Raw genomic sequence first — 18,655 nt, 5'->3', positions numbered from 1 at the left:
GCAAGTCAACTTATCCCGGGTGTTCTGGCTGTCATCGGCATTTTGTGTGTGGTTGCTCCGGCAACTGCGCAGAATGCCGTGTACTCCTGTGTTGACAAAAATGGCCGACGCATCACGGCTGACCGTCCCATTCCCGAATGCATCGACCGCGAGCAGCGCGTGCTCGACAAGACCGGCACCGAGCGCCGCCGCATCGGCCCCACGCTGACCGAGAACGAGCGAGTGGCCGCCGAGGCGCAGCGCCGCGTCGATGCCGAGCAAAAGGCCAAGGTGGCCGACCAGCGCCGCCGCGACCGTGCGCTGATCACCCGTTTCCCCGACGAAGCCACGCACAACGCCGAGCGTGTGACGGCGGTGGCGGTGTTCAACGATCTGATCCAGATTGCCTACAAGCGCATCGAGCAGTTGCGCGTCGATCGTGCGGCCATCAACACCGAACTCGAGTTCTACCAGAACGATCCCAAGAAGGCGCCCGCCAAGGTGCAGCGCCGCATTGCGGACAACGAGGAAGACATCGCCGAGCAGCAACGCTACATCGTCACGCAGCAGGAAGAAAAGCGCAGGGTGCAGCAGCGCTATGACGCCGAGCTGGCGCAACTCAAGGAACTGTGGGCTGCAGAGCGCGCGGCGGCAGGCAACGCGGCGGCAACGGCGGCGGGCACGCCCACCAGTGCGGCAGCGGCCAAGCCCGCATCCGGGGCCCGCTGAGGGCGCTTTCCGATTGCTGGATCAGGCTGCGGACACCTGACGGCTGCTGGGCTCCCAGACGGCCTGCTCGTTGGCCAGCAGTGTGGCGATCGCGTCGGCGCTCACGGCGCGGCTGAAGAGATGGCCCTGGCCGATTTCATAACCGGCGCTCAGCAGTGCCTGACTCTGCTTTTCCGTCTCGATTCCCTCGGCCACCAGTTCCAGCGACAGGTCCGCGCCGATGCGGCCAATCGCATGGACCACGGCGGTGATCGCCGGATCGCTGCCGAAATTGCCCACCAGATTCGAATCGATCTTGAGGCAGTCCACGGGGAAATTGCGCAGCCGGGTGAGCGACGAATGGCCGGTGCCGAAATCGTCGAGCGCCACGCGGATGCCTGCCTGCTTGAGCTGCAGCAGCGCACGTGTCACGAACTTTGCGCCGCGCTCGTCCAGCGTCTGCTCGGTCACTTCCAGTTCGATCAGCGCGGGATCGACACACGCCTTCTCCAACTGCTTGAGCAGGCGCTCGGCGTAGTTGTCGCGCATGAACTCGACCGGAGCCGCGTTGAGCGACACCGGCACCACCTGCAACCCGGCTCGTTGCCAGGTCACCAGATCGGCGAACACCTTGGCACGCAGGGCATCCGCAATGCGCGTGGCCAGGTCGTAGTTGAGAAAGGCCGCCTGCACGGTGCCGGGCATCTGCAGGCCGCCATGTTCGACGTCCTGCGAACGCAGCAGCGCCTCGACGCCCACCAGCTTGCGGTCCAGCAGCCGCACCTTGGGCTGGTAGTGCGCGCGCACCGTGCCGTCGCGCAGAATGCGGCGCGCCTGCTCCATCTGCACGGCCGCGTCTTCGAGCGGCTGCATGATTTCTGGACTGAAGATGCGCACGCCGCCCCGGCCATTGACCTTGATGTCGTTGAGCGCCGCGTCGGCATGGCTGAGCAGCACCATCGGATCGCGGGCGTCGCGCGGGTACAGCGCGCAGCCGACGCTCATGCTGCCGTTGATGCGCTTGCTGGCGTAGTTGATCGGCGGGTCGAGCTGCAGCACCACCTTGTGGGCGACGCGCATGATGGCGTTGTCGTCCTTCACATCCGGCACGATGATGGCGAACTCGTCGCCGCCGATGCGCGCCACGTAGGAGGAGTCGGGCAGGCAGCTCTGAATGCGGCGCGCCATCACCTGCAGCAGATGGTCGCCCGCCGCGTGGCCCAGCGTGTCGTTCAGGTGCTTGAAGTGGTCCAGGTCGATCAGCATCAGCAGCGCGCCACTGCCCTTCTCGCGGGCGCGCAGCAGGGTTGGGCGCAGTTCTTCCTTGAACGCGCGGCGGTTGGGCAGCTCGGTCAGTTCGTCGAATTCATTGGCTCGGCGAAGGCGCTCCTCGGCAAGCTGCTGCTGCGTCACATCGCGCGAGACGCAGAGAATGCTCATCGTCTTGCCGTTGTCGTCGAGCACCGGCGTGAGGATGTTGTCCCAGTACTGCGCGGGCTTGCCCGGCACCACGCTCTTGCCGGAAAACCGCGCATTGCTGCCGCGCAGTGCCTGGCGGAAGGCGCGCAGGCCAGCGGCGTGGATTTCAGGTGGCAGCAGCTCGAGCCACTTCATTCCGAAGCCGGAATCGGGCGACACGCCCAGCGCCTTGCAGCCCGAGAGATTCATGTGCGCGAGCGTGCCGTCCGGGTTCACGATCTTGATGCAGTCCACGCTCGCATCCAGCATCTTCTCCTGCATGCCCAGATTGCGGATCAGCGACTGGCGCGCGAGAATGCGCTCGTGCACGTCGGTGGCGTTCAGACAGGCCTGCGTCTGGGCATCGTCCGGGGTCTCGCGAAACAGCACCGCCACCAGAAACCAGCGGAAATTTCCGTCGCGGTCGCGCAGTCGCACCTCTTCCTGAAATCCCACCTTGCTCGCCAGCGCCTCGTCCCACAGCCGCTGCATGCGATCGACGCTCTCGGGATGCACCGCATGCAGCCAGTTCGACGACTCCATGCCGGTGAACTCGCGCCACGCCGCGTTGGCCCAGCCAGCCTGATCCTTGCCAGCGCCCATCCAGACCAGACAGGGCAGCGAGTCCACGGCCTTGCGCATGAGCTTTGCCGTGCCCTCATCGGCCGCCGCGACGGGCGATGGCACCCCCCGCATGGCTTTCTTCCCTCCGATGACTGACTTGAGTTGAGTTGGCTGGCCCATGACTGGCTTTCTATGGCTAGGAGTTCTGAGCGAATGCAGGCGAGAAAGTGACTGACGTCGGCCACATTGGCTCAATGCATGTTATTTTGAAATCTACTATTGATCAACAAAGATCAATTGATTATGTAATTTTTTTGACGCACTTTGAACCTGCTGTTCATTCGCAAAACTATCGAACGCACTCTTTTTTTACCGATCAGGAAATGTAGACGAGGCAGTCCAAAAAGCGAAGCAGGAAGATCGAATGGACAACCCGATTGCAGGATGGGGCGTGGCGATTTGATGACATTTCTGCGCTGCTGCAACGAAAAACGGCCCTCTGCGCGCTGCAGAAGGCCGTCCATTGTCGGGTGTCGAAAGCTTGTTTACTTCACTGCGGTGGCCGCAGAACTCTCCGCACCATAGGTCTTGGTGAGGTAGTCCACCATCGCGGGAACGTCGCTTTCGGCGAAGGGCGCGCCGAACGGATGTTTCATTTTCTTGACAGTTGCCTCCCAATAGCTGCGAGGCGATGACCTGGGCTGGTACTGCACATACTGCGCCGAATGGCACATCAGGCAGTTCTGCAGCGTGAGCGAGTAGCCGGGCAGGCTGCTTTCCTTGTAGAGCGCGGTTTCGCCGGGCAGATCGATTTCGAGCGCCTGAGCCGAATGGGCGCTCAGACACATGGCTGCGGTGATGGCGAGAACGCGGGTCGTGGTCTTGAACATGGTTGTATTGCTCCTCATCGTGCTCACGCGGCGGTCACACGCACGGTTTCCACCACATTGCGCATGTAGCCGGCGGGATTCCACAGCGCCTCCAGCGGCTGCCCTTGTCCTGCACGATTGACGGCACGTACCTTGAGTTCGTAGTCGCCCTTCTTCGTCGGCTTGAAAGCAGCTTTCCATTCGCGGAACGAGTACCTGCTCAGCTCCTCGCCCAGCTTGGCCGCCTGCCAGGTCTTGCCGCCATCGACCGACACAGACACCTCGGCAATCCCCTGTCCACCATCGAACGCAATGCCGCGCAGCACGATCTCCTTGCCCACCTTGAGCTTGGCACCCTCCTGAACGCTGGTGATGAACGAACGCGTGTTGAAGCGGTTGATCGGCACCGTCTTCGTCGGCCCCTTGCCCGTCGGAGTGCAGGCGCAGCCGTTGGCAGGAATGCGATAGGCCGTCGCCATCCAGAAACCGTCGAACATCTTGTCCAGCACCTGGATGTCGTTCACATGCTTGACCCAGTAAGTGCCGTAGTGACCCGGCACGATGAGGCGCAGCGGATAGCCGTTGAGCATGGGAAGATCCTTGTCGTTCATCGCCCAGGCCAGCATCACCTCGCCATCCAACGCATGGTCGATGTCCAGCGCCTTCACGAAGTCCGGCCCACCGTCGATGGGTGGCTTGTCCATACCGTTGAAGCTCACCTGCACGGCACCCTTCTTCACGCCCGCTTTCTCCAGCACGCGCTTGAGCGGAACGCCGGTCCACTTCGCATTGCCCATCGCGCCATTGCCCAGTTGCCCACCATTGGCACGTGGCTCGAAGAACCCGCGGCTGTTGCCCGAGCATTGGTGCGCAGCGACCAGACTGACCGGCTCGCCCAGCTTCTTCAACTCGTCCAGCGACAACTCCAGCGCCGTATCGACCAGCCCGGAAATCTTCAGGCGGAACTCCTCGGCCTTGATGTCGGTAGGAATGCCGCTCCAGTGATAGCGCACGAAAAACGCGTCATTGGGCGTGAGCAGCCCTTCGTTGAACACCTCGAAGGGAGTCTCCAACTGCGGCGGACGGCTGGTCTGCAGGATCAATGGACGCTTCTGCGGAAACGTCACCATCTCGCGTTCGCCATTGGCGAAGGGCAGGGTGATGGTCTTGGGGGTGCTTGGCTGGTCGGCGGCCCAGGCACGCATGGTGGGGCTGGTGAGCAAGCCTGCGCCTGCACTGGCAGCGCCCAGCGTCTTGAGCAGCTTGCGGCGCTCGCTCGCAACCGACTGGCGGTGAACTGTCATCGCGGATCTCCGGTGTTGGAATGGTTTTCGGAGATGCGAGTATCTTGATGCGAATCAAGCTGTGCCGCTCAAACTTTCGCTCATGCTGAGCGGTTGGATGAGTTGAAGGTTGGGTTGCCGGGAGTTCGCCCCGGCGGGCGAGTAACTTTTTGCTTGCGCCAAAAAGTCACCAAAAAGCGCTTTGAATACGGGGGCACACGATAGAACTCACTTTGCGCCGTAGGCGCTCCGTTCGGACAACTATCGTGAGTCAGATCAAAAGCTGGGGAGGGCGCAGTTGCACTCTGCGGTGCAACTGCGGAAGCGCGAGTATCGCGACGGAAAAAAGGCTGACGCTTGAGCAGAAATTCAATTCGTCATGCGGCTTGCACCTAGGCATCTCGCGTCGTCGCGAGATGCAGCACGAGCAACGCGAAGTGCCGTGACACACCTCTTATGAAAACACTGACTCGCGGCGGTTGCCCGAACGGAGCGACGAAGTCGCAAAGTGAGTTCTGCTGCGGGTATTGAAAAGCGATTTTTGGTGACTTTTTGGCGCAAGCAAAAAGTTACTCGCCCGCCGGGGCGAGACCCGGCACCCGAAATCAACATCCGAGCAAAAGAAAAATCACCCCTTCACATGCTCAGCCAACAACCCCCGCAAAGCCAAAAGAACCACCCCTTGCGGATCAGCCCGCTTCGGCACAATGAAGAACAGACGAGGCTGCAAGTACATCAGCAGATAGTTCTCGTCTTCCAGCCAGCGCGTGACGAGAGGCCAGACGAGATTGGTTTCGCCGAGGCTCGAACTCAAGAGAACGCCTGAACCATCCTCTTTCAGCCTGAGCGTCTGCTCTGCGTGAATGGCAGGATATTTGCGGTAATTGCGACGGGCCAGAGGCTCGTTGATGAGCTTGGTGGTCCACCATTTCACCGTGCCATAGAAAATGCCGAGGATGCTCAGCGGCCAGCTTTTTTGGTGGATGCCCACGATCAGGAAGAACAATCCCAAGATGGCAACCAGCGGCCAGATCGCTCTTGTCCAGCCTCGCGGGTTGCGCATGTGGACGCGCTGTGCGGCGAGGTAATCGGCTTCGCTGATCAGGTAGGTGATGGGTTGCTGCATGGCATGCGTCCGCTTTGTGTCTTTTGCCGGATGATGCCTGATGCTGTTCGGGATGCCTTTTGTGGGCTGCTGGCCGGGGCGAGACCTGGCCAGCACACTCAACAAAACCAACCAAAGCTCAAGCCAGCTTGGACTTGAGCAGCTCGTTCACCTGGCCAGGATTGGCCTTGCCCTTGGATGCCTTCATCACCTGACCGACCAGCGCGTTGAACGCCTTGTCCTTGCCGGCCTTGTACTGCTCGACGTTGCCCGGGTTGGCAGCGATCACCTCGTCGATGATCTTTTCGAGTGCGCCGGTGTCGTTCATCTGCTTCAGGCCCTTGGCCTCGATCACGGCGTCGACGTCGGAGCCTTCGCCGGTCCACAGCACTTCAAACACTTGCTTGGCGGCGTTGTTGCTGATCGTGCCGTCTTGAATGCGCTTGATCAGCGCGCCCAGTTGCGCGGCTGGCACCTTCACCTGGTCGATGCTGATTTCTTCCAGATTCAGGCGACGCGAAATCTCGCCCATCACCCAGTTGGAGGCCAGCTTGGGCTGCTCGCACACTTTGGCTGCGGCTTCGAAGTAATCGGCCATGCCCTGGCTTTGGGTGAGCGTGGTCGCGTCGTACTCGGGCAAGCCGTATTGCTCCACAAAGCGATCCGCGCGGTGGCGTGGCAGCTCGGGCATTTCGCCCTTGACCTTTTCCACCCATTCGGCAGCCACATGCAGCGGTGGCAGATCGGGATCGGGGAAGTAGCGGTAATCGGCGCTGTCTTCCTTGGTGCGCATGGCGCGGGTTTCGCCGGTGTCGGGGTTGAAGAGCACGGTCGCTTGTTGGATCTTGCGGCCGTCTTCGATTTCTTCGATCTGCCAGCGGATTTCGTAATCGATGGCGATCTGCATGTTCTTGAACGAGTTCAGGTTCTTGATCTCGCGGCGGGTGCCGAGTGGCTGGCCGGGCTTGCGCACCGACACGTTGGCGTCGCAGCGGAAAGAGCCTTCCTGCATGTTGCCGTCGCAGATGCCGATCCACGTGACGATCTTGTGCAATTCCTTGGCATAGGCCACGGCTTCTTCGGTGCTGCTCATGTCGGGCTCGGTCACGATCTCCAGCAGCGGCGTGCCAGCGCGGTTCAGGTCGATGCCGGATTGGCCGATGAATTCGTCGTGCACCGACTTGCCCGCGTCTTCTTCCAGGTGGGCGCGAACAAGGCGCACGGTGCGCTTGTCTTCGCCCACAAAGAAGCTCACGGTGCCGCCTTGCACGACCGGGATTTCAAACTGGCTGATCTGGTAGCCCTTGGGCAGATCGGGGTAGAAATAGTTCTTGCGCGCAAAGATGCTCACGGGCGCGATGTGCGAGCCGAGCGCGAGGCCCAGCTTGATGGCGCATTCCACGGCCTTCTTGTTCATCACCGGCAGCGTGCCGGGCAGCGCCAGGTCCACGGGGCAGGCTTGCGTGTTGGGCTCGGCACCGAAAGCGGTGCTGGCGCGGCTGAAGATCTTGCTGTTAGTGGCGAGCTGGGCGTGGGTTTCAAAGCCAATCACCACTTCGTAGCCGTTGATCAGCTTGATGGTCTTTTCGGTCATGTTCTTGTGTTCCTTCGCGCTGATTTACTTGGCCACGGCAGTGGGTTGGCGCAGATGGAAATCCGTCGCCTGCTGCAGTTGGTGCGCTGCGTTGAGCAGCTTGGCTTCGCCGAAGTAATTGCCGATGAGTTGCAGGCCGACGGGCATGCCGCCACCTTCTGCCGATGTCGCAAAACCGGCGGGCACGCTCATGCCCGGCAAGCCTGCAAGCGATGCGGGCAGTGTGTAGATGTCCGCGAGATAGGCAGCGAGCGGGTCGCTCTTGCCGCCCAGCGCCCAAGCCACCGTTGGTGCGGTAGGGCCGGCGATGATGTCGCATTCCTTGAACGCGGCCTGGAAGTCGTCGGCGATCATGCGGCGGATCTTCTGTGCCTGCAGGTAGTACGCGTCGTAGTAGCCGTGACTCAGCACATACGCGCCGATCATGATGCGGCGCTTGACCTCGTCGCCAAAGCCTTCGGCGCGGGTCTTCTTGTACATGTCGAGCAGGTCGGTGTAGTCCTTGGCGCGGTGGCCGAACTTCACGCCGTCAAAGCGCGAGAGGTTGGACGACGCTTCCGCTGGCGCGATGATGTAGTACACCGGGATCGAGAGTTCGGTGCGCGGCAGCGTGATCGGAACCAGTTTTGCGCCGAGCTTTTCGTACTCCTTCAAAGTGCCGTCAATCGCGGCGCGCACGTCGGCGGACAGGCCATCGCCAAAGAATTCCTTGGGGATGCCGATGCGCAGACCGGCGAGCGAATCGTTCAGCTTGAGCGTGAAGTCTTCGGCGGGCGTGTCGAGGCTGGTGGAATCGCGATCCGCATCGGGGCCGCACATGGCGCTGAGCATCAGTGCGCAGTCTTCGGCGGTCTTGGCCATCGGGCCTGCCTGGTCGAGGCTGGACGCGAACGCGATCATGCCGTAGCGGCTCGCGCGGCCATACGTCGGCTTGATGCCGGTGATGCCGCAGAACGATGCGGGCTGGCGGATCGAGCCGCCCGTGTCGGTGCCAGTGGCACCGGGCGCGATGCGTGCCGCAATCGCCGCTGCGGAGCCGCCGGATGAGCCGCCCGGAACGCGGGTCTTGTCCCAAGGATTCAGCACCTTGCCGATGGCGGAGTTCTCGTTGGCCGAGCCCATGGCGAACTCGTCCATGTTGAGCTTGCCGAGGGTGACGCAGCCCGCTTCGGCCAACTTGGTGACCATGGTCGCGTCGAAGGGCGACTGGTAACCGGCGAGCATCTTGGAGCCAGCCGTCGTCGGGAATTCCTTGGTGACGAACAGGTCCTTGTGGGCGATGGGCACACCGGCCAGTTTGGCGTTGGTGCCAGCGGCAATCGCTGCGTCGGCGGCCTTGGCCTGGGCCAGCGTCACGTCTTCGTTGATGTGGACGAATGCGCCCAGATCGCTCTGCGCCTTGGCGCGGGCGAGGAAATGCTGTGCGGTCTCGACGGAGGACACTTCGCGGCTTTTCAGTTTGGCGGCCAGTTGCGCGAGGCTCAGGTCGTGCAGATCGGTGGAAGAAGTACTCATTACTTGCTTTCTCTTCTCATTTGTTCTTTGCTGGGCTGGACCGGATGGGCAGTCTGGCCCGAATCGCGGAGTGAAGTCACCCTCACTCCAGCCCTCTCCCGTCAAGCAGAAGAGGGAGCAAGGCATCAGCGCCTTACTCGATGACCTTGGGCACCAGGAAGTAGCCCTTTTCCACAGCCGGAGCGCTCTTCTGGTTGGCTTCGCGGTTGTTGGGCTCGCTGACCACGTCGTCGCGCAGGCGCAGCTCGATTTCCTTGATGGCGGCCACGGGATGCGAGAGGGGCGTGATGCCGGTGGTATCGACGGCGCTGATCTGCTCGACCACTTCAAAGAACTGATTGAGGCCAGAGAGCATGCGCTCACTCTCGTTTGCGTTGAGTTCCAGCCGCGCCAGATTGGCAATGCGGGCAATGTCGTCGTGTGTCAGTGCCATAGAAATCTGTGAGGATCCGTGAAGGAAATCGACCCGGGCATCGGGTGGTCCGGCTGCCAGGGGCAATAGCCAGACGACGGATGCGTGTAGGGGAAGCTGTCTATTATCCCGCCTTTGCACGCGAGAGCGGCAGGCACCGCTTCCAAGGCCGCTTTGGTACCCCGGACAAACCCGCGAGTCAGCAGGGAATCGATGGGAACTTCAGGCGACCAGTGCGGTCTTTGGTTTTGCGCATGAAATAGCCCGATTGGCTCCTGTGGCGCGTCTGCTGGCTGCCTGAAACAATTGATGACAACTTCTGGAGGCAATATCTGCAAAGAAACTGTGTGTAAACCTCAGTTCGGAGCAGTTTCGACAGAAGTTATTCACAGGTGATGCGGTATTATTCCGGCTTTGCCGCAATACTCTCCGCACTGTTGGTCAGTGTGCGAAAAAGGCCAATTCCACCCCGTATTTCCTGGCGACGACACGCCGATGTGCTTGCCGTGCCTGAGAGGATTCTTGAATGTTCGGAGCTTTCCGTCGGTATTTCTCCACCGACCTCGCCATCGATCTCGGTACAGCCAATACCTTGATTTTCGCTCGTGACAAAGGCATTGTTCTGGACGAACCGTCCGTGGTGGCCATCCGTCACGAGGGCGGGCCTCACGGCAAGAAGGTGATTCAGGCGGTCGGTCGGGAAGCCAAGGCCATGCTCGGCAAGGTGCCCGGCAACATCGAAGCCATCCGTCCGATGAAGGACGGCGTGATCGCGGACTTCGTGATCACCGAAAACATGATCAAGCAGTTCATCAAGATGGTGCATCCGCGCTCGGTGCTCACGCCCAGCCCGCGCATCATCATCTGCGTGCCCTGCGGCTCCACCCAGGTGGAACGCCGTGCGATTCGCGACGCGGCCGAAGCGGCTGGCGCGACCAGCGTGGACCTGATCGAAGAACCCATGGCAGCCGGCATCGGCGCGGGCCTGCCGGTCTCCGAAGCTTCCGGCTCCATGGTGGTGGACATCGGCGGCGGCACGACCGAAGTGGGCGTGATCTCGCTGGGCGGCATGGTCTACAAGGGTTCCGTGCGCGTGGGTGGCGACAAGTTCGACGAAGCCATCATCAACTACATCCGCCGCAACTACGGCATGTTGATCGGCGAGCCAACGGCCGAAGCCATCAAGAAGAACATCGGCTCCGCATTCCCCGGCTCCGAAGTCAAGGAAATGGAAGTCAAGGGCCGCAACCTCTCCGAAGGCGTGCCCCGCAGCTTCACCATCTCCAGCAACGAAGTGCTGGAAGCGCTCACCGAGCCGCTCAACCAGATCGTCTCCGCTGTGAAGAACGCGCTGGAACAGACGCCTCCCGAACTGGGTGCCGACATTGCCGAGCGCGGCATGATGCTGACCGGCGGCGGCGCGCTGCTGCGCGATCTGGATCGCCTGCTGGCCGAGGAAACCGGTCTGCCGGTGCTGGTCGCCGAAGAGCCGCTGACCTGCGTGGTGCGCGGCTGCGGTATTGCGCTGGAGCGCATGGACCGCCATGGCGGCATCTTCACCAACGAGTGATCGAAAGAGTGGTCGAGCGTGGCGGTGGCTGAAAGCGCAGGAGCACGGAGCAGGTCATGCCACTAGGCACGCTTGACCGAAAGGCGCCATCGCTTTTCAAGCATGGTCCCTCCCCCCTCGCTCGCCTGACTTTCTACAGCGCCTTGGCGCTGTTTTTGATGGTGGCGGATGCGCGTTTTCACGTCACCGAACCGGTTCGCAAGGGCATTGGCACGGTGCTCATGCCCATTCAGTGGCTGATGCTCAAGCCGGTGGAGTTCGCACGCGGCGGCGCAGGCTACTTCCAGACGCTGGAAGATGCGCAAAAGGGCCGCGACGAGGCCCAGTCCCGCATGGCGGCGATGTCGCAGCAGGCCAATCAGGTCGAGCTGCTGCTGCAGGAAAACGCCCAACTGCGCCAGCAACTGGAACTGCGTGATCGCGTCAAGGCTCCGGGCATGGCGGCGCAGGTGATCTATGACGCCGCCGATCCCTACACGCGCCGCGTGGTGATAGACCGGGGGCAGGTGGCAGGCGTGCTGCCGGGCTCGCCGGTGATCGACGCGTCCGGCGTGCTTGGCCAGGTCACGCGGGTGTTTCCGCTGTCGTCCGAAGTCACCTTGCTGATCGACCGCGATCAGGCGATTCCCGTTCGCAACATGCGCACCGGCGCGCGCGGCGTGGCCTATGGCGATCCCGTGATGCTGCATGGCGGCGGCATGGAGCTGCGCTTCATGCCCAGCAATGCCGACGTGCAGGAAGGCGACATGCTCAGCACCAGCGGCATGGACGGCGTCTACCAGTCGGGCCTGCCCGTGGCCAAGGTCATCAAGGTGGAAAAACGCGCTGATTCGTCGTTCTCGCGCATCTACTGCGAGCCACTCGCGCAGATGTCGGGCGCGCAATATGTGACGGTGCTGCAGCCACTCACCGACGGCGTGCGTGCCGAGGTCGAGGCCGAGGTGCCTGCACCGAAATCCGGCAAGGTCGACAAGCCTGCCAAGACCAAGGACCTGCCCGGCAGACGTCCCGAAGGAGCACGGCCATGATGCCCAAGGGCCAGCAGCTGCTGCTTCCGGTCAGCCCGGTGTTCATCGTGGTCAGCTTCCTCGTGGGGCTGGCAGTCAACATTCTGCCGCTCGGTCGCGTGGTGTGGACGCCCGACTGGCTCATGGTGCTGCTCGCCTTCTGGGGCATTCACCAGCCGCAGCGCGTGGGCATGAGTGTGGCCTTCATCCTTGGCCTGTGCATGGATGTGAGCCAGTCCGCGCTCATGGGCCAGCACGCGCTGGTGTACTGCCTGCTGATGTTCGCCGCGCAAATGTCCAGCCGCCGCATGTTGTGGTTCAATGTGTGGCTGCAGGCGCTCCAGATGGTGCCGCTGTTCGTGGGCGCGCATGCCATCGAGTTGTTGCTGCGCCTGATCTCCGGTGGAACTTTGCCGGGGATCGAAGGTCTGATTGCACCTGCGCTGGAAGCGGTACTGTGGCCGTTCGCTTCCTGGATTCTGCTGGCTCCCCAGCGGCGCCCGCCGGACCCGGACGAGAACCGTCCGCTGTGACGCGGCGGCACGTTATTTCCCGTTGGCCCTCAATGGACTGCGACGCTCATCATGACTGAACTGCGAAATGTGGAGGCCGATGTCTCCCGCTTCAAGTTGCGGGTGATCGTCGTCGGCTTTGTGGTGATGCTGGCGTTCTGCCTGATCGTCGCGCGCCTGATCGTGCTGCAGGTCGCGCGCCACGATGATCTGGCCGAACAGGCCGAAAGCAACCGCACGGCGGTCGTTCCGATCGTGCCCAATCGCGGTCTGATCCTCGACCGCAACGGCGTGCTGCTGGCCTCGAACTATTCGGCCTACACGCTCGAAATCACCCGCGCCAAGGTGCGCAATCTCGAAGACACCATTGAAGATCTGAGTCAGATCATCGAGATCGGTGCGCGCGATCGTCGCAAGTTCAAGCGGCTGATGGAAGACTCCAAGAGCTTCGAGTCGATTCCGATCCGCACCCGCCTGACCGACGAGGAAGTCGCTCGCTTTGCGGCGCAGCGTTATCGCTTTCCGGGTGTGGACATCAAGGCCCGTCTGTTCCGCAACTATCCGCTCGGCGAAACCGGCGCGCATCTGATCGGCTACATCGGCCGCATCAACCAGCGCGAGAAGGAGCGCATCGAGGACTCCGACGACGCGGCCAACTACCGCGGCACCGACTACATCGGCAAGCTCGGCGTGGAGTCTTCCTACGAAAAGACGCTGCACGGCCACACCGGCGTGGAGCGCCTCGAAACTTCGGCGGGCGGCCACGCGATCCGCCGCCTGGCAAGCTACTCCGCCACCCCCGGCGACACGGTGATGCTGTCGGTGGACATCAAGCTGCAAAAGCTCATCGAGGAAATGTTCGGCGACCGCCGCGGCGCGCTGGTCGCCATGGACCCGCGCAACGGCGAGATTCTGGCGATGGTGAGCAAACCGACCTTCGACCCGAACCTGTTCGTCGAAGGCATCGACCAGGAAAACTGGGCAGCGCTCAACGAATCGATCAACAAGCCACTGCTCAATCGCGCACTGCGCGGCACCTACCCGCCGGGCTCCACCTACAAGCCGTTCATGGGGCTGGCCGCGTTGCAGCTCAACAAGCGCTCGCCCACGCAGGTCTACAACGACCCCGGCTTCTTCAACTATGGCGGCCGCACCTTCCGCAGCCACGAAGGCGGTCTGGGCGGCGTGGACATGTACCGCGCCATCCAGCATTCGAGCAACACGTATTTCTATTCGCTCGCCGTGGACATGGGCGTGGACATGATCCACGACTTCATGAAGCCGCTCGGCTTTGGCCAGATCACCGGAGTCGACATGAACGGCGAAGTGCGCGGCACCCTGCCCAGCACCGAGTGGAAGCGCAACACCTACAAGCGTCCCGAGATGAAGCGCTGGTATTCGGGCGAAACCGTGTCGTTGGGCATTGGTCAGGGCTACAACAACTTCACCATCCTGCAACTCGCTGGTGCCGAGGCCACGCTCGCCAACGGCGGCACGCGCTTCACGCCGCACATCGCCAAGGCGACCAAGGACTCGGTCACCGGCAAGATCACCGAGATCGAACAGCCGCCGGGCGTGCCGCTGGGCTACGACCGCAAGAACATCGAAATCATCCACAAGTCGCTGGGTCTGGTGAACAAGGTCGGCACGGGCGCGCGCCTGTTCGCAAGCGCCCAATACACCTCGGGCGGCAAGACCGGCACCGCGCAGGCCGTGAGCATGGGCCAGAACGTCAAGTACAACGCACGCCTGCTCGAAGAGCACAAACGCGACCATTCGCTGTTCTCGGCCTTTGCGCCTTTGGAAGAGCCACGCATCGCCGTCGCCGTGATCGTGGAAAATGCAGGTTTCGGCGCCGCCGCCGCAGGTCCCATCGTGCGGCGCGTGTTCGACTACTGGCTCATGGGCCAGTACCCGAGCGAGGCCGACCTAGCCGCCGTGGCCAAGGGTCAGGCGACTTCGCCCATGGGCGCACCGCGCAAGGTGGAAGACATTCCGATTCAGCCAACGAGCGCGCCGCCTGCGCCTTGATGATGGTGACAGGTCGGTTTCATATACTGGGCAAGGCAGAACCCCAAGGGCTGCCACCCCATGGAGAAGCAATGAGCAAGATTTTGCGCAGTCTGGTGGCTGCGAGCATCGCCACTTTTTCGGTCGTATTTTCCGTTGCGGCCTGGGCGGCCCTGCCTCAACCGGGCCTGTGGTCCTTCACGTCCGAAGCCAGCAGCAAGCCCGGGCGCGGCCTGCAGATCGACCGTCAGGGCGGCGAAGCCCTCGTCGTGTCCTACTACGGCTATCGCGAAGACGGCACGGCCACGTTCTACCAAGCGACCGGCAAGATCACCGAGGGCAAGAACTTCTCTGCCGACTTGGTGGAGTACCAGAACGGTCGCGCTCTGGGCGGCAAGGCCCGTGACGGCGAGTTCGGTCGCAACATGGGCAAGGTGCGCCTGACCTTCACGACCGCGTCGACCGCCACCATCACGCTGCCGGGCGAGAAGGCGCAAATCGTCTCCAAATACACCTTCGACGACACCCGCGCGCGCCTGAACAACCGCTTTCAGGCCGTGATGTTCGAGAGCAGCTACGGCATCACCGACACGCTCAAGGGCCTGATGAACGTGAAGGTCTTCGGCGACGATTTCTCCGCCGTTCTGCAATACGACGGCTCCAAGGAATACTGTGTTTTCTCCGGCAAGCTGGTACCTTCGGGCAGCACTTTCCGCGTGACCAACGGAAGCCGCGTCTGCACCGGCGAAAGCTTGGCCACGCCCACGCCTTATGGATTCGCCGATCTGTCGGTGAACGAGGCGGGCATCCTGTCCGCACGCGGCAGCTATGGCGACGTGCTCTCGGGCGTCTGCGTTCGCGCCACCAACAACACGGTGGCCGCTCCGACGTGGAACCAGACCAACCGCTGCACCAGTGAAGACCTGGGGCTGAGCGCCAATCCCAACAACTGAGCCGCACGCATTCGCTCATGCGCCAGGACTGCCCTCACTGCGGCATATCGCTCAAGCGCAGACTGGCTCGTGCAGTTCCCGCGCCGGGCGAGCGCAAGTTTCTGCCGATGAAGGCGATTCAGGTGTGTCCTGAATGTGGTGGAAAGATTCAGCAGAACCCGCACCCCGTCGAGCGCAAGCTGGGCTGGCTGGTGCTGCCGTTGATTGGCGCGTTTCTGCTCAAGGACGGCATGTCATTGCCCAAGCTCGCGATGATGGTGCTGATCGGCTGCTGGATTGTCTATGCGCTGGCAGCCATCTATGTCGAGCGGCGCTACCTGCGGGACTGGCAGCGGTACAAGCGCTGGGAAGAAGCCGCGCCGCCTGCGCCCGCCAATCAGTCAGACTGACAACGCCCCATTGACTCATCAAGCCGCAGCAGCCACATCCTTGGGCGGCTGCAACTGGCTCACGATCAGCGCGCCCACGATCAGCGCTGCGCCCAGCAGGCCGTTCAGGCCCAGACTCTCGCCGATCAGGAACCAGCCCATGGTTGCGGCGAACACGGGTTCGAGGCCGTAGATGATGGCGCTGCGCATGGCGTCCACGCGCTGCTGGCCCCAGGCCTGCAGCGTCACGACCATCACGCTCGCGAAGATGCCGAGGTAGACGAGCGCAATCCACGACGAGGTCGGAATGTCGAGCAGCGGGCCGAGTGCGCTTTCGACATCACCATGGCGAACCATGACGAGAATGCTGGCCGAGACGAACATGACGGCGGCTTGCGCGGCGGCCATGCGCGTGGCGCGCAGCGGTTGCTTGGCGGTGCGGCGCGCGCATTCTTCCAGCGCGAGGATGTAGATCGCATAGAAGAAAGTGCTGGCCAGTGTGAGTGTGTCGCCCAGATTCCACGGGTCGTTCTCGTGGAACATCAGCGTCATGCCCAACAGCGCCATGCCGCAGGCCGCCCACAGCGCAAGGCCGTAGCGCTTGCCCAGCACCAGCATCGCCAGAATCGGCACGACCAGCACGTTCAGGCCTGTGACGAAAGCGTTGCGGTTGCTGGTGGTGCGCGCGAGACCTTCGATCTGCAACCAGAACGCAATGAACAGCAGCAGGCCCAGTGCCAAGCCCCACCGGCGCTCGTTGCTGCGCATGCCCGGCCACAGCGGCAGCAGCACGGCCAGCGCGATGGCAAAGCGGGCCCAGATGATCTGCAGGGCGTCCAGGTGGCTGGACAGCAGTTTCATCGCGGGGAAGGTGGTTCCCCAGACAACAGTGACGATCAAAAGGGCCAGCAGGCCGCGACGTTCGGAGCGCATAGAAAGCAATTCTTTTATCGTCGAGCATGAAGATGTGTCGACGAACCGGTGATTTTGCAGACTCGGAGAGTCTTCGTCTTGAGATGACGATACAGGCCCTCATGCGTTGTTGCAGAAGCCTGGGCCAGTACGCGAAGTACTGTCTGCGGCTTCGCGCCCAGCCTGAGGGCCTGTCTCGTCATTGTGGCTAGTGGTTCAGACGGCACTTGCGCTGCAAGGCTCGCTGTCTGAAACCCAACGCACTTCTTCAGTGCTTTGTCATTCTCCCGATGAACGCACGGATGCGGTCATTCGCGGGATTGCCGAAAAATTCAGCAGGTGGCGCTTCGGCGGCGATGCGGCCCTGGTCGAAGAACATCACGCGGTCGGCCACTTCGCGGGCGAAGCCCATTTCGTGGGTCACGATGATCATGGTCATGCCGGCCTTGGCCAGTTCGCGCATCACGTCCAGCACTTCCTGAACCATCTCGGGGTCGAGCGCCGAGGTGGGTTCGTCGAACAGCATGACCTTGGGCTCCATCGCCAGCGCACGGGCGATCGCCACGCGCTGCTGCTGGCCGCCGGAGAGCTGCCATGGGTACTTGTGCGCATGGTCCTTGAGGCCCACGCGGGTCAGCAGCTGCATCGCCTTGACGTTGGCCTGCTCGCGCGAGAAGCCACGGATGCGGCGCGGCGCGAGGGTGATGTTGTCCAGCACCGTCATGTTGCCGAACAGGTTGAACTGCTGGAACACCATGCCGACTTCGCAGCGCTGTTTCTGTAGTGTGTTTTCGTTGTCGGTCACCGGCACGCCGGCGATGGTGATGCTGCCGCTGTCGTGCGGTTCAAGGCGGTTGATCGCGCGCAGCAAGGTGCTTTTGCCAGAGCCCGATGCGCCGATGATCACCGTCACCTCACCGGTGTTGAACGAGGTCGAGACATCCTTGAGCACCTGGTGCGTGCCGAAGGACTTGCAGACCTTGTCGGCAACGATGTAGCACTTCTGCTGCGTTTGGTTGCTTGCTTGCTGGTCGCTCATTTGACGCGGCCCTCCACGTCGAAGCGGTATTCGATGGCTGCCGACACCTGGGTGACCAGCGTGGTCAGGATCAGGTAGGTGATCGCCACAGTCACCAGCGTTTCCACCGGCTGGAAGGTGGCGGACTGCACGCGGTTGCCCACGTTGGTGAGTTCGACCACGCCGATGGCGTAGGCCAGCGACGAATCCTTGAGCAGCGCCACGAAGTTGCTCACCAGCGGCGGCAGCGAAATCTTGAAAGCCTGCGGAAACACCACGTCGAGGAACACGCGGCTCTTGGGCAGGCCGAGCGCACGGGCGGCTTCGGTCTGACCGCGCGGCACGGCCAGCAGACCGGCACGGATGGCCTCGGAGTTGTACGCGCCCACGTTCAGGCCGAGCGCGACGACGGCGGCGGCAAAGTCGGGCAGGTTCAGGCCCGGCACCAGCACGGGCAGGGCGAAGTAGACGAACAGGATCTGCACCAGCAGCGGCGTGCCGCGAACGGCCCAGATGTAGATGCCGGCGACCCAGCGCAGCCACGCCATGCGCGAGGTGCGAGCCAGCGCCGATGCGGTGCCGAGCACGATGCCGACGATGCCGCTCACGATGGTGAGGTACAGCGTGGTCAGCGCGCCTTCGGCGAAGAAAGCAGCGTTGGAGCCGATGGGCTCGGGGAAAAACGAAAGGAACTGGCCGAGCAGTGCAAGAACCAGCACCATCAACACCAAAGCCGCCACCAGCGTTGCATTGCTGCGCTGGGTGCGGCTCCAGTGTGCGGGCCAGAGGGCAAGAAGCATGAGGTGCATCGCCGGGCC

The 18,655-nt window shown here is 62.4% G+C and carries 17 protein-coding genes; 7 read left to right on the top strand and 10 right to left on the bottom strand.

The features are described 5' to 3' along the window. Positions 1 to 78: 78 nt before the first annotated feature. Positions 79 to 708, top strand: a complete 630-nt coding sequence (locus G7048_RS09980; RefSeq protein WP_240933230.1) for a DUF4124 domain-containing protein — start codon at positions 79 to 81, stop codon at positions 706 to 708. Between the two features lie 21 nt (positions 709 to 729). On the opposite strand, the gene G7048_RS09975 is transcribed toward G7048_RS09980, so the two are convergent. The 7 genes from G7048_RS09975 to gatC form a co-directional block, all read right to left on the bottom strand. After that, positions 730 to 2,889 (bottom strand): bifunctional diguanylate cyclase/phosphodiesterase, encoded by a 2,160-nt coding sequence (locus G7048_RS09975; RefSeq protein WP_166067985.1) that lies wholly within the window; start codon positions 2,887 to 2,889, stop codon positions 730 to 732. A 365-nt stretch (positions 2,890 to 3,254) separates the two neighbouring features. After that, positions 3,255 to 3,599, bottom strand: a complete 345-nt coding sequence (locus tag G7048_RS09970) for a cytochrome c (RefSeq protein ID WP_166067984.1) — start codon at positions 3,597 to 3,599, stop codon at positions 3,255 to 3,257. A 23-nt stretch (positions 3,600 to 3,622) separates the two neighbouring features. Beyond that, positions 3,623 to 4,882, bottom strand: coding sequence for a molybdopterin-dependent oxidoreductase (locus G7048_RS09965; RefSeq protein ID WP_166067983.1), 1,260 nt, complete (start codon positions 4,880 to 4,882; stop codon positions 3,623 to 3,625). Positions 4,883 to 5,489: 607 nt separating this feature from the next. Beyond that, the gene (locus G7048_RS09960; RefSeq protein WP_166067982.1) at positions 5,490 to 5,987 is read right to left on the bottom strand and encodes a YcxB family protein; all 498 of its coding nucleotides are present in this window, start codon (positions 5,985 to 5,987) and stop codon (positions 5,490 to 5,492) included. Between the two features lie 118 nt (positions 5,988 to 6,105). Then, positions 6,106 to 7,560, bottom strand: a complete 1,455-nt coding sequence (gatB, locus tag G7048_RS09955; protein ID WP_166067981.1) for an Asp-tRNA(Asn)/Glu-tRNA(Gln) amidotransferase subunit GatB — start codon at positions 7,558 to 7,560, stop codon at positions 6,106 to 6,108. A 24-nt stretch (positions 7,561 to 7,584) separates the two neighbouring features. Then, positions 7,585 to 9,075 carry an Asp-tRNA(Asn)/Glu-tRNA(Gln) amidotransferase subunit GatA gene (gatA, locus tag G7048_RS09950; protein WP_166067980.1) on the bottom strand — a complete coding sequence of 497 codons (1,491 nt, stop codon included), beginning with the start codon at positions 9,073 to 9,075 and terminating at the stop codon, positions 7,585 to 7,587. 133 nt (positions 9,076 to 9,208) lie between these two features. Next, positions 9,209 to 9,508 (bottom strand): Asp-tRNA(Asn)/Glu-tRNA(Gln) amidotransferase subunit GatC, encoded by a 300-nt coding sequence (gatC, locus tag G7048_RS09945; RefSeq protein WP_166067979.1) that lies wholly within the window; start codon positions 9,506 to 9,508, stop codon positions 9,209 to 9,211. A 505-nt stretch (positions 9,509 to 10,013) separates the two neighbouring features. Here gatC and G7048_RS09940 point away from each other — a divergent pair. From G7048_RS09940 to G7048_RS09915, 6 genes are all read left to right on the top strand, one after another. Next, complete coding sequence (locus tag G7048_RS09940; RefSeq protein ID WP_166067978.1) at positions 10,014 to 11,057, top strand: rod shape-determining protein; 1,044 nt, start codon at positions 10,014 to 10,016, stop codon at positions 11,055 to 11,057. 56 nt (positions 11,058 to 11,113) lie between these two features. Further along, positions 11,114 to 12,085, top strand: coding sequence for a rod shape-determining protein MreC (gene mreC / locus G7048_RS09935; RefSeq protein ID WP_166067977.1), 972 nt, complete (start codon positions 11,114 to 11,116; stop codon positions 12,083 to 12,085). Continuing rightward, complete coding sequence (gene mreD, locus G7048_RS09930) at positions 12,082 to 12,597, top strand: rod shape-determining protein MreD (protein WP_166067976.1); 516 nt, start codon at positions 12,082 to 12,084, stop codon at positions 12,595 to 12,597. Before mreC ends, mreD begins: the two co-directional genes overlap by 4 nt. Before the next feature lie 51 nt (positions 12,598 to 12,648). Next, on the top strand, positions 12,649 to 14,607 hold the full coding sequence (gene mrdA / locus G7048_RS09925; RefSeq protein WP_166067975.1) for a penicillin-binding protein 2: 1,959 nt from the start codon (positions 12,649 to 12,651) through the stop codon (positions 14,605 to 14,607). Between the two features lie 71 nt (positions 14,608 to 14,678). Beyond that, positions 14,679 to 15,539, top strand: coding sequence for a hypothetical protein (locus G7048_RS09920; protein WP_166067974.1), 861 nt, complete (start codon positions 14,679 to 14,681; stop codon positions 15,537 to 15,539). Between the two features lie 17 nt (positions 15,540 to 15,556). Continuing rightward, positions 15,557 to 15,928, top strand: coding sequence for a hypothetical protein (locus tag G7048_RS09915; RefSeq protein ID WP_166067973.1), 372 nt, complete (start codon positions 15,557 to 15,559; stop codon positions 15,926 to 15,928). A gap of 18 nt (positions 15,929 to 15,946) precedes the next feature. Here G7048_RS09915 and G7048_RS09910 read toward each other — a convergent pair whose 3' ends face one another. From G7048_RS09910 to G7048_RS09900, 3 genes are all read right to left on the bottom strand, one after another. After that, positions 15,947 to 16,840, bottom strand: coding sequence for a DMT family transporter (locus G7048_RS09910; RefSeq protein ID WP_166067972.1), 894 nt, complete (start codon positions 16,838 to 16,840; stop codon positions 15,947 to 15,949). A gap of 247 nt (positions 16,841 to 17,087) precedes the next feature. Next, on the bottom strand, positions 17,088 to 17,858 hold the full coding sequence (locus G7048_RS09905) for an amino acid ABC transporter ATP-binding protein (RefSeq protein ID WP_166067971.1): 771 nt from the start codon (positions 17,856 to 17,858) through the stop codon (positions 17,088 to 17,090). Beyond that, complete coding sequence (locus G7048_RS09900) at positions 17,855 to 18,637, bottom strand: amino acid ABC transporter permease (RefSeq protein WP_166067970.1); 783 nt, start codon at positions 18,635 to 18,637, stop codon at positions 17,855 to 17,857. The genes G7048_RS09905 and G7048_RS09900 overlap by 4 nt, the downstream gene beginning before the upstream one ends. Positions 18,638 to 18,655 lie beyond the last annotated feature (18 nt).

Source organism: Diaphorobacter sp. HDW4B, assembly GCF_011305535.1.
Lineage (GTDB): Bacteria > Pseudomonadota > Gammaproteobacteria > Burkholderiales > Burkholderiaceae_C > Diaphorobacter_A.
This window is presented reverse-complemented; position numbering and strand designations above follow the sequence as displayed.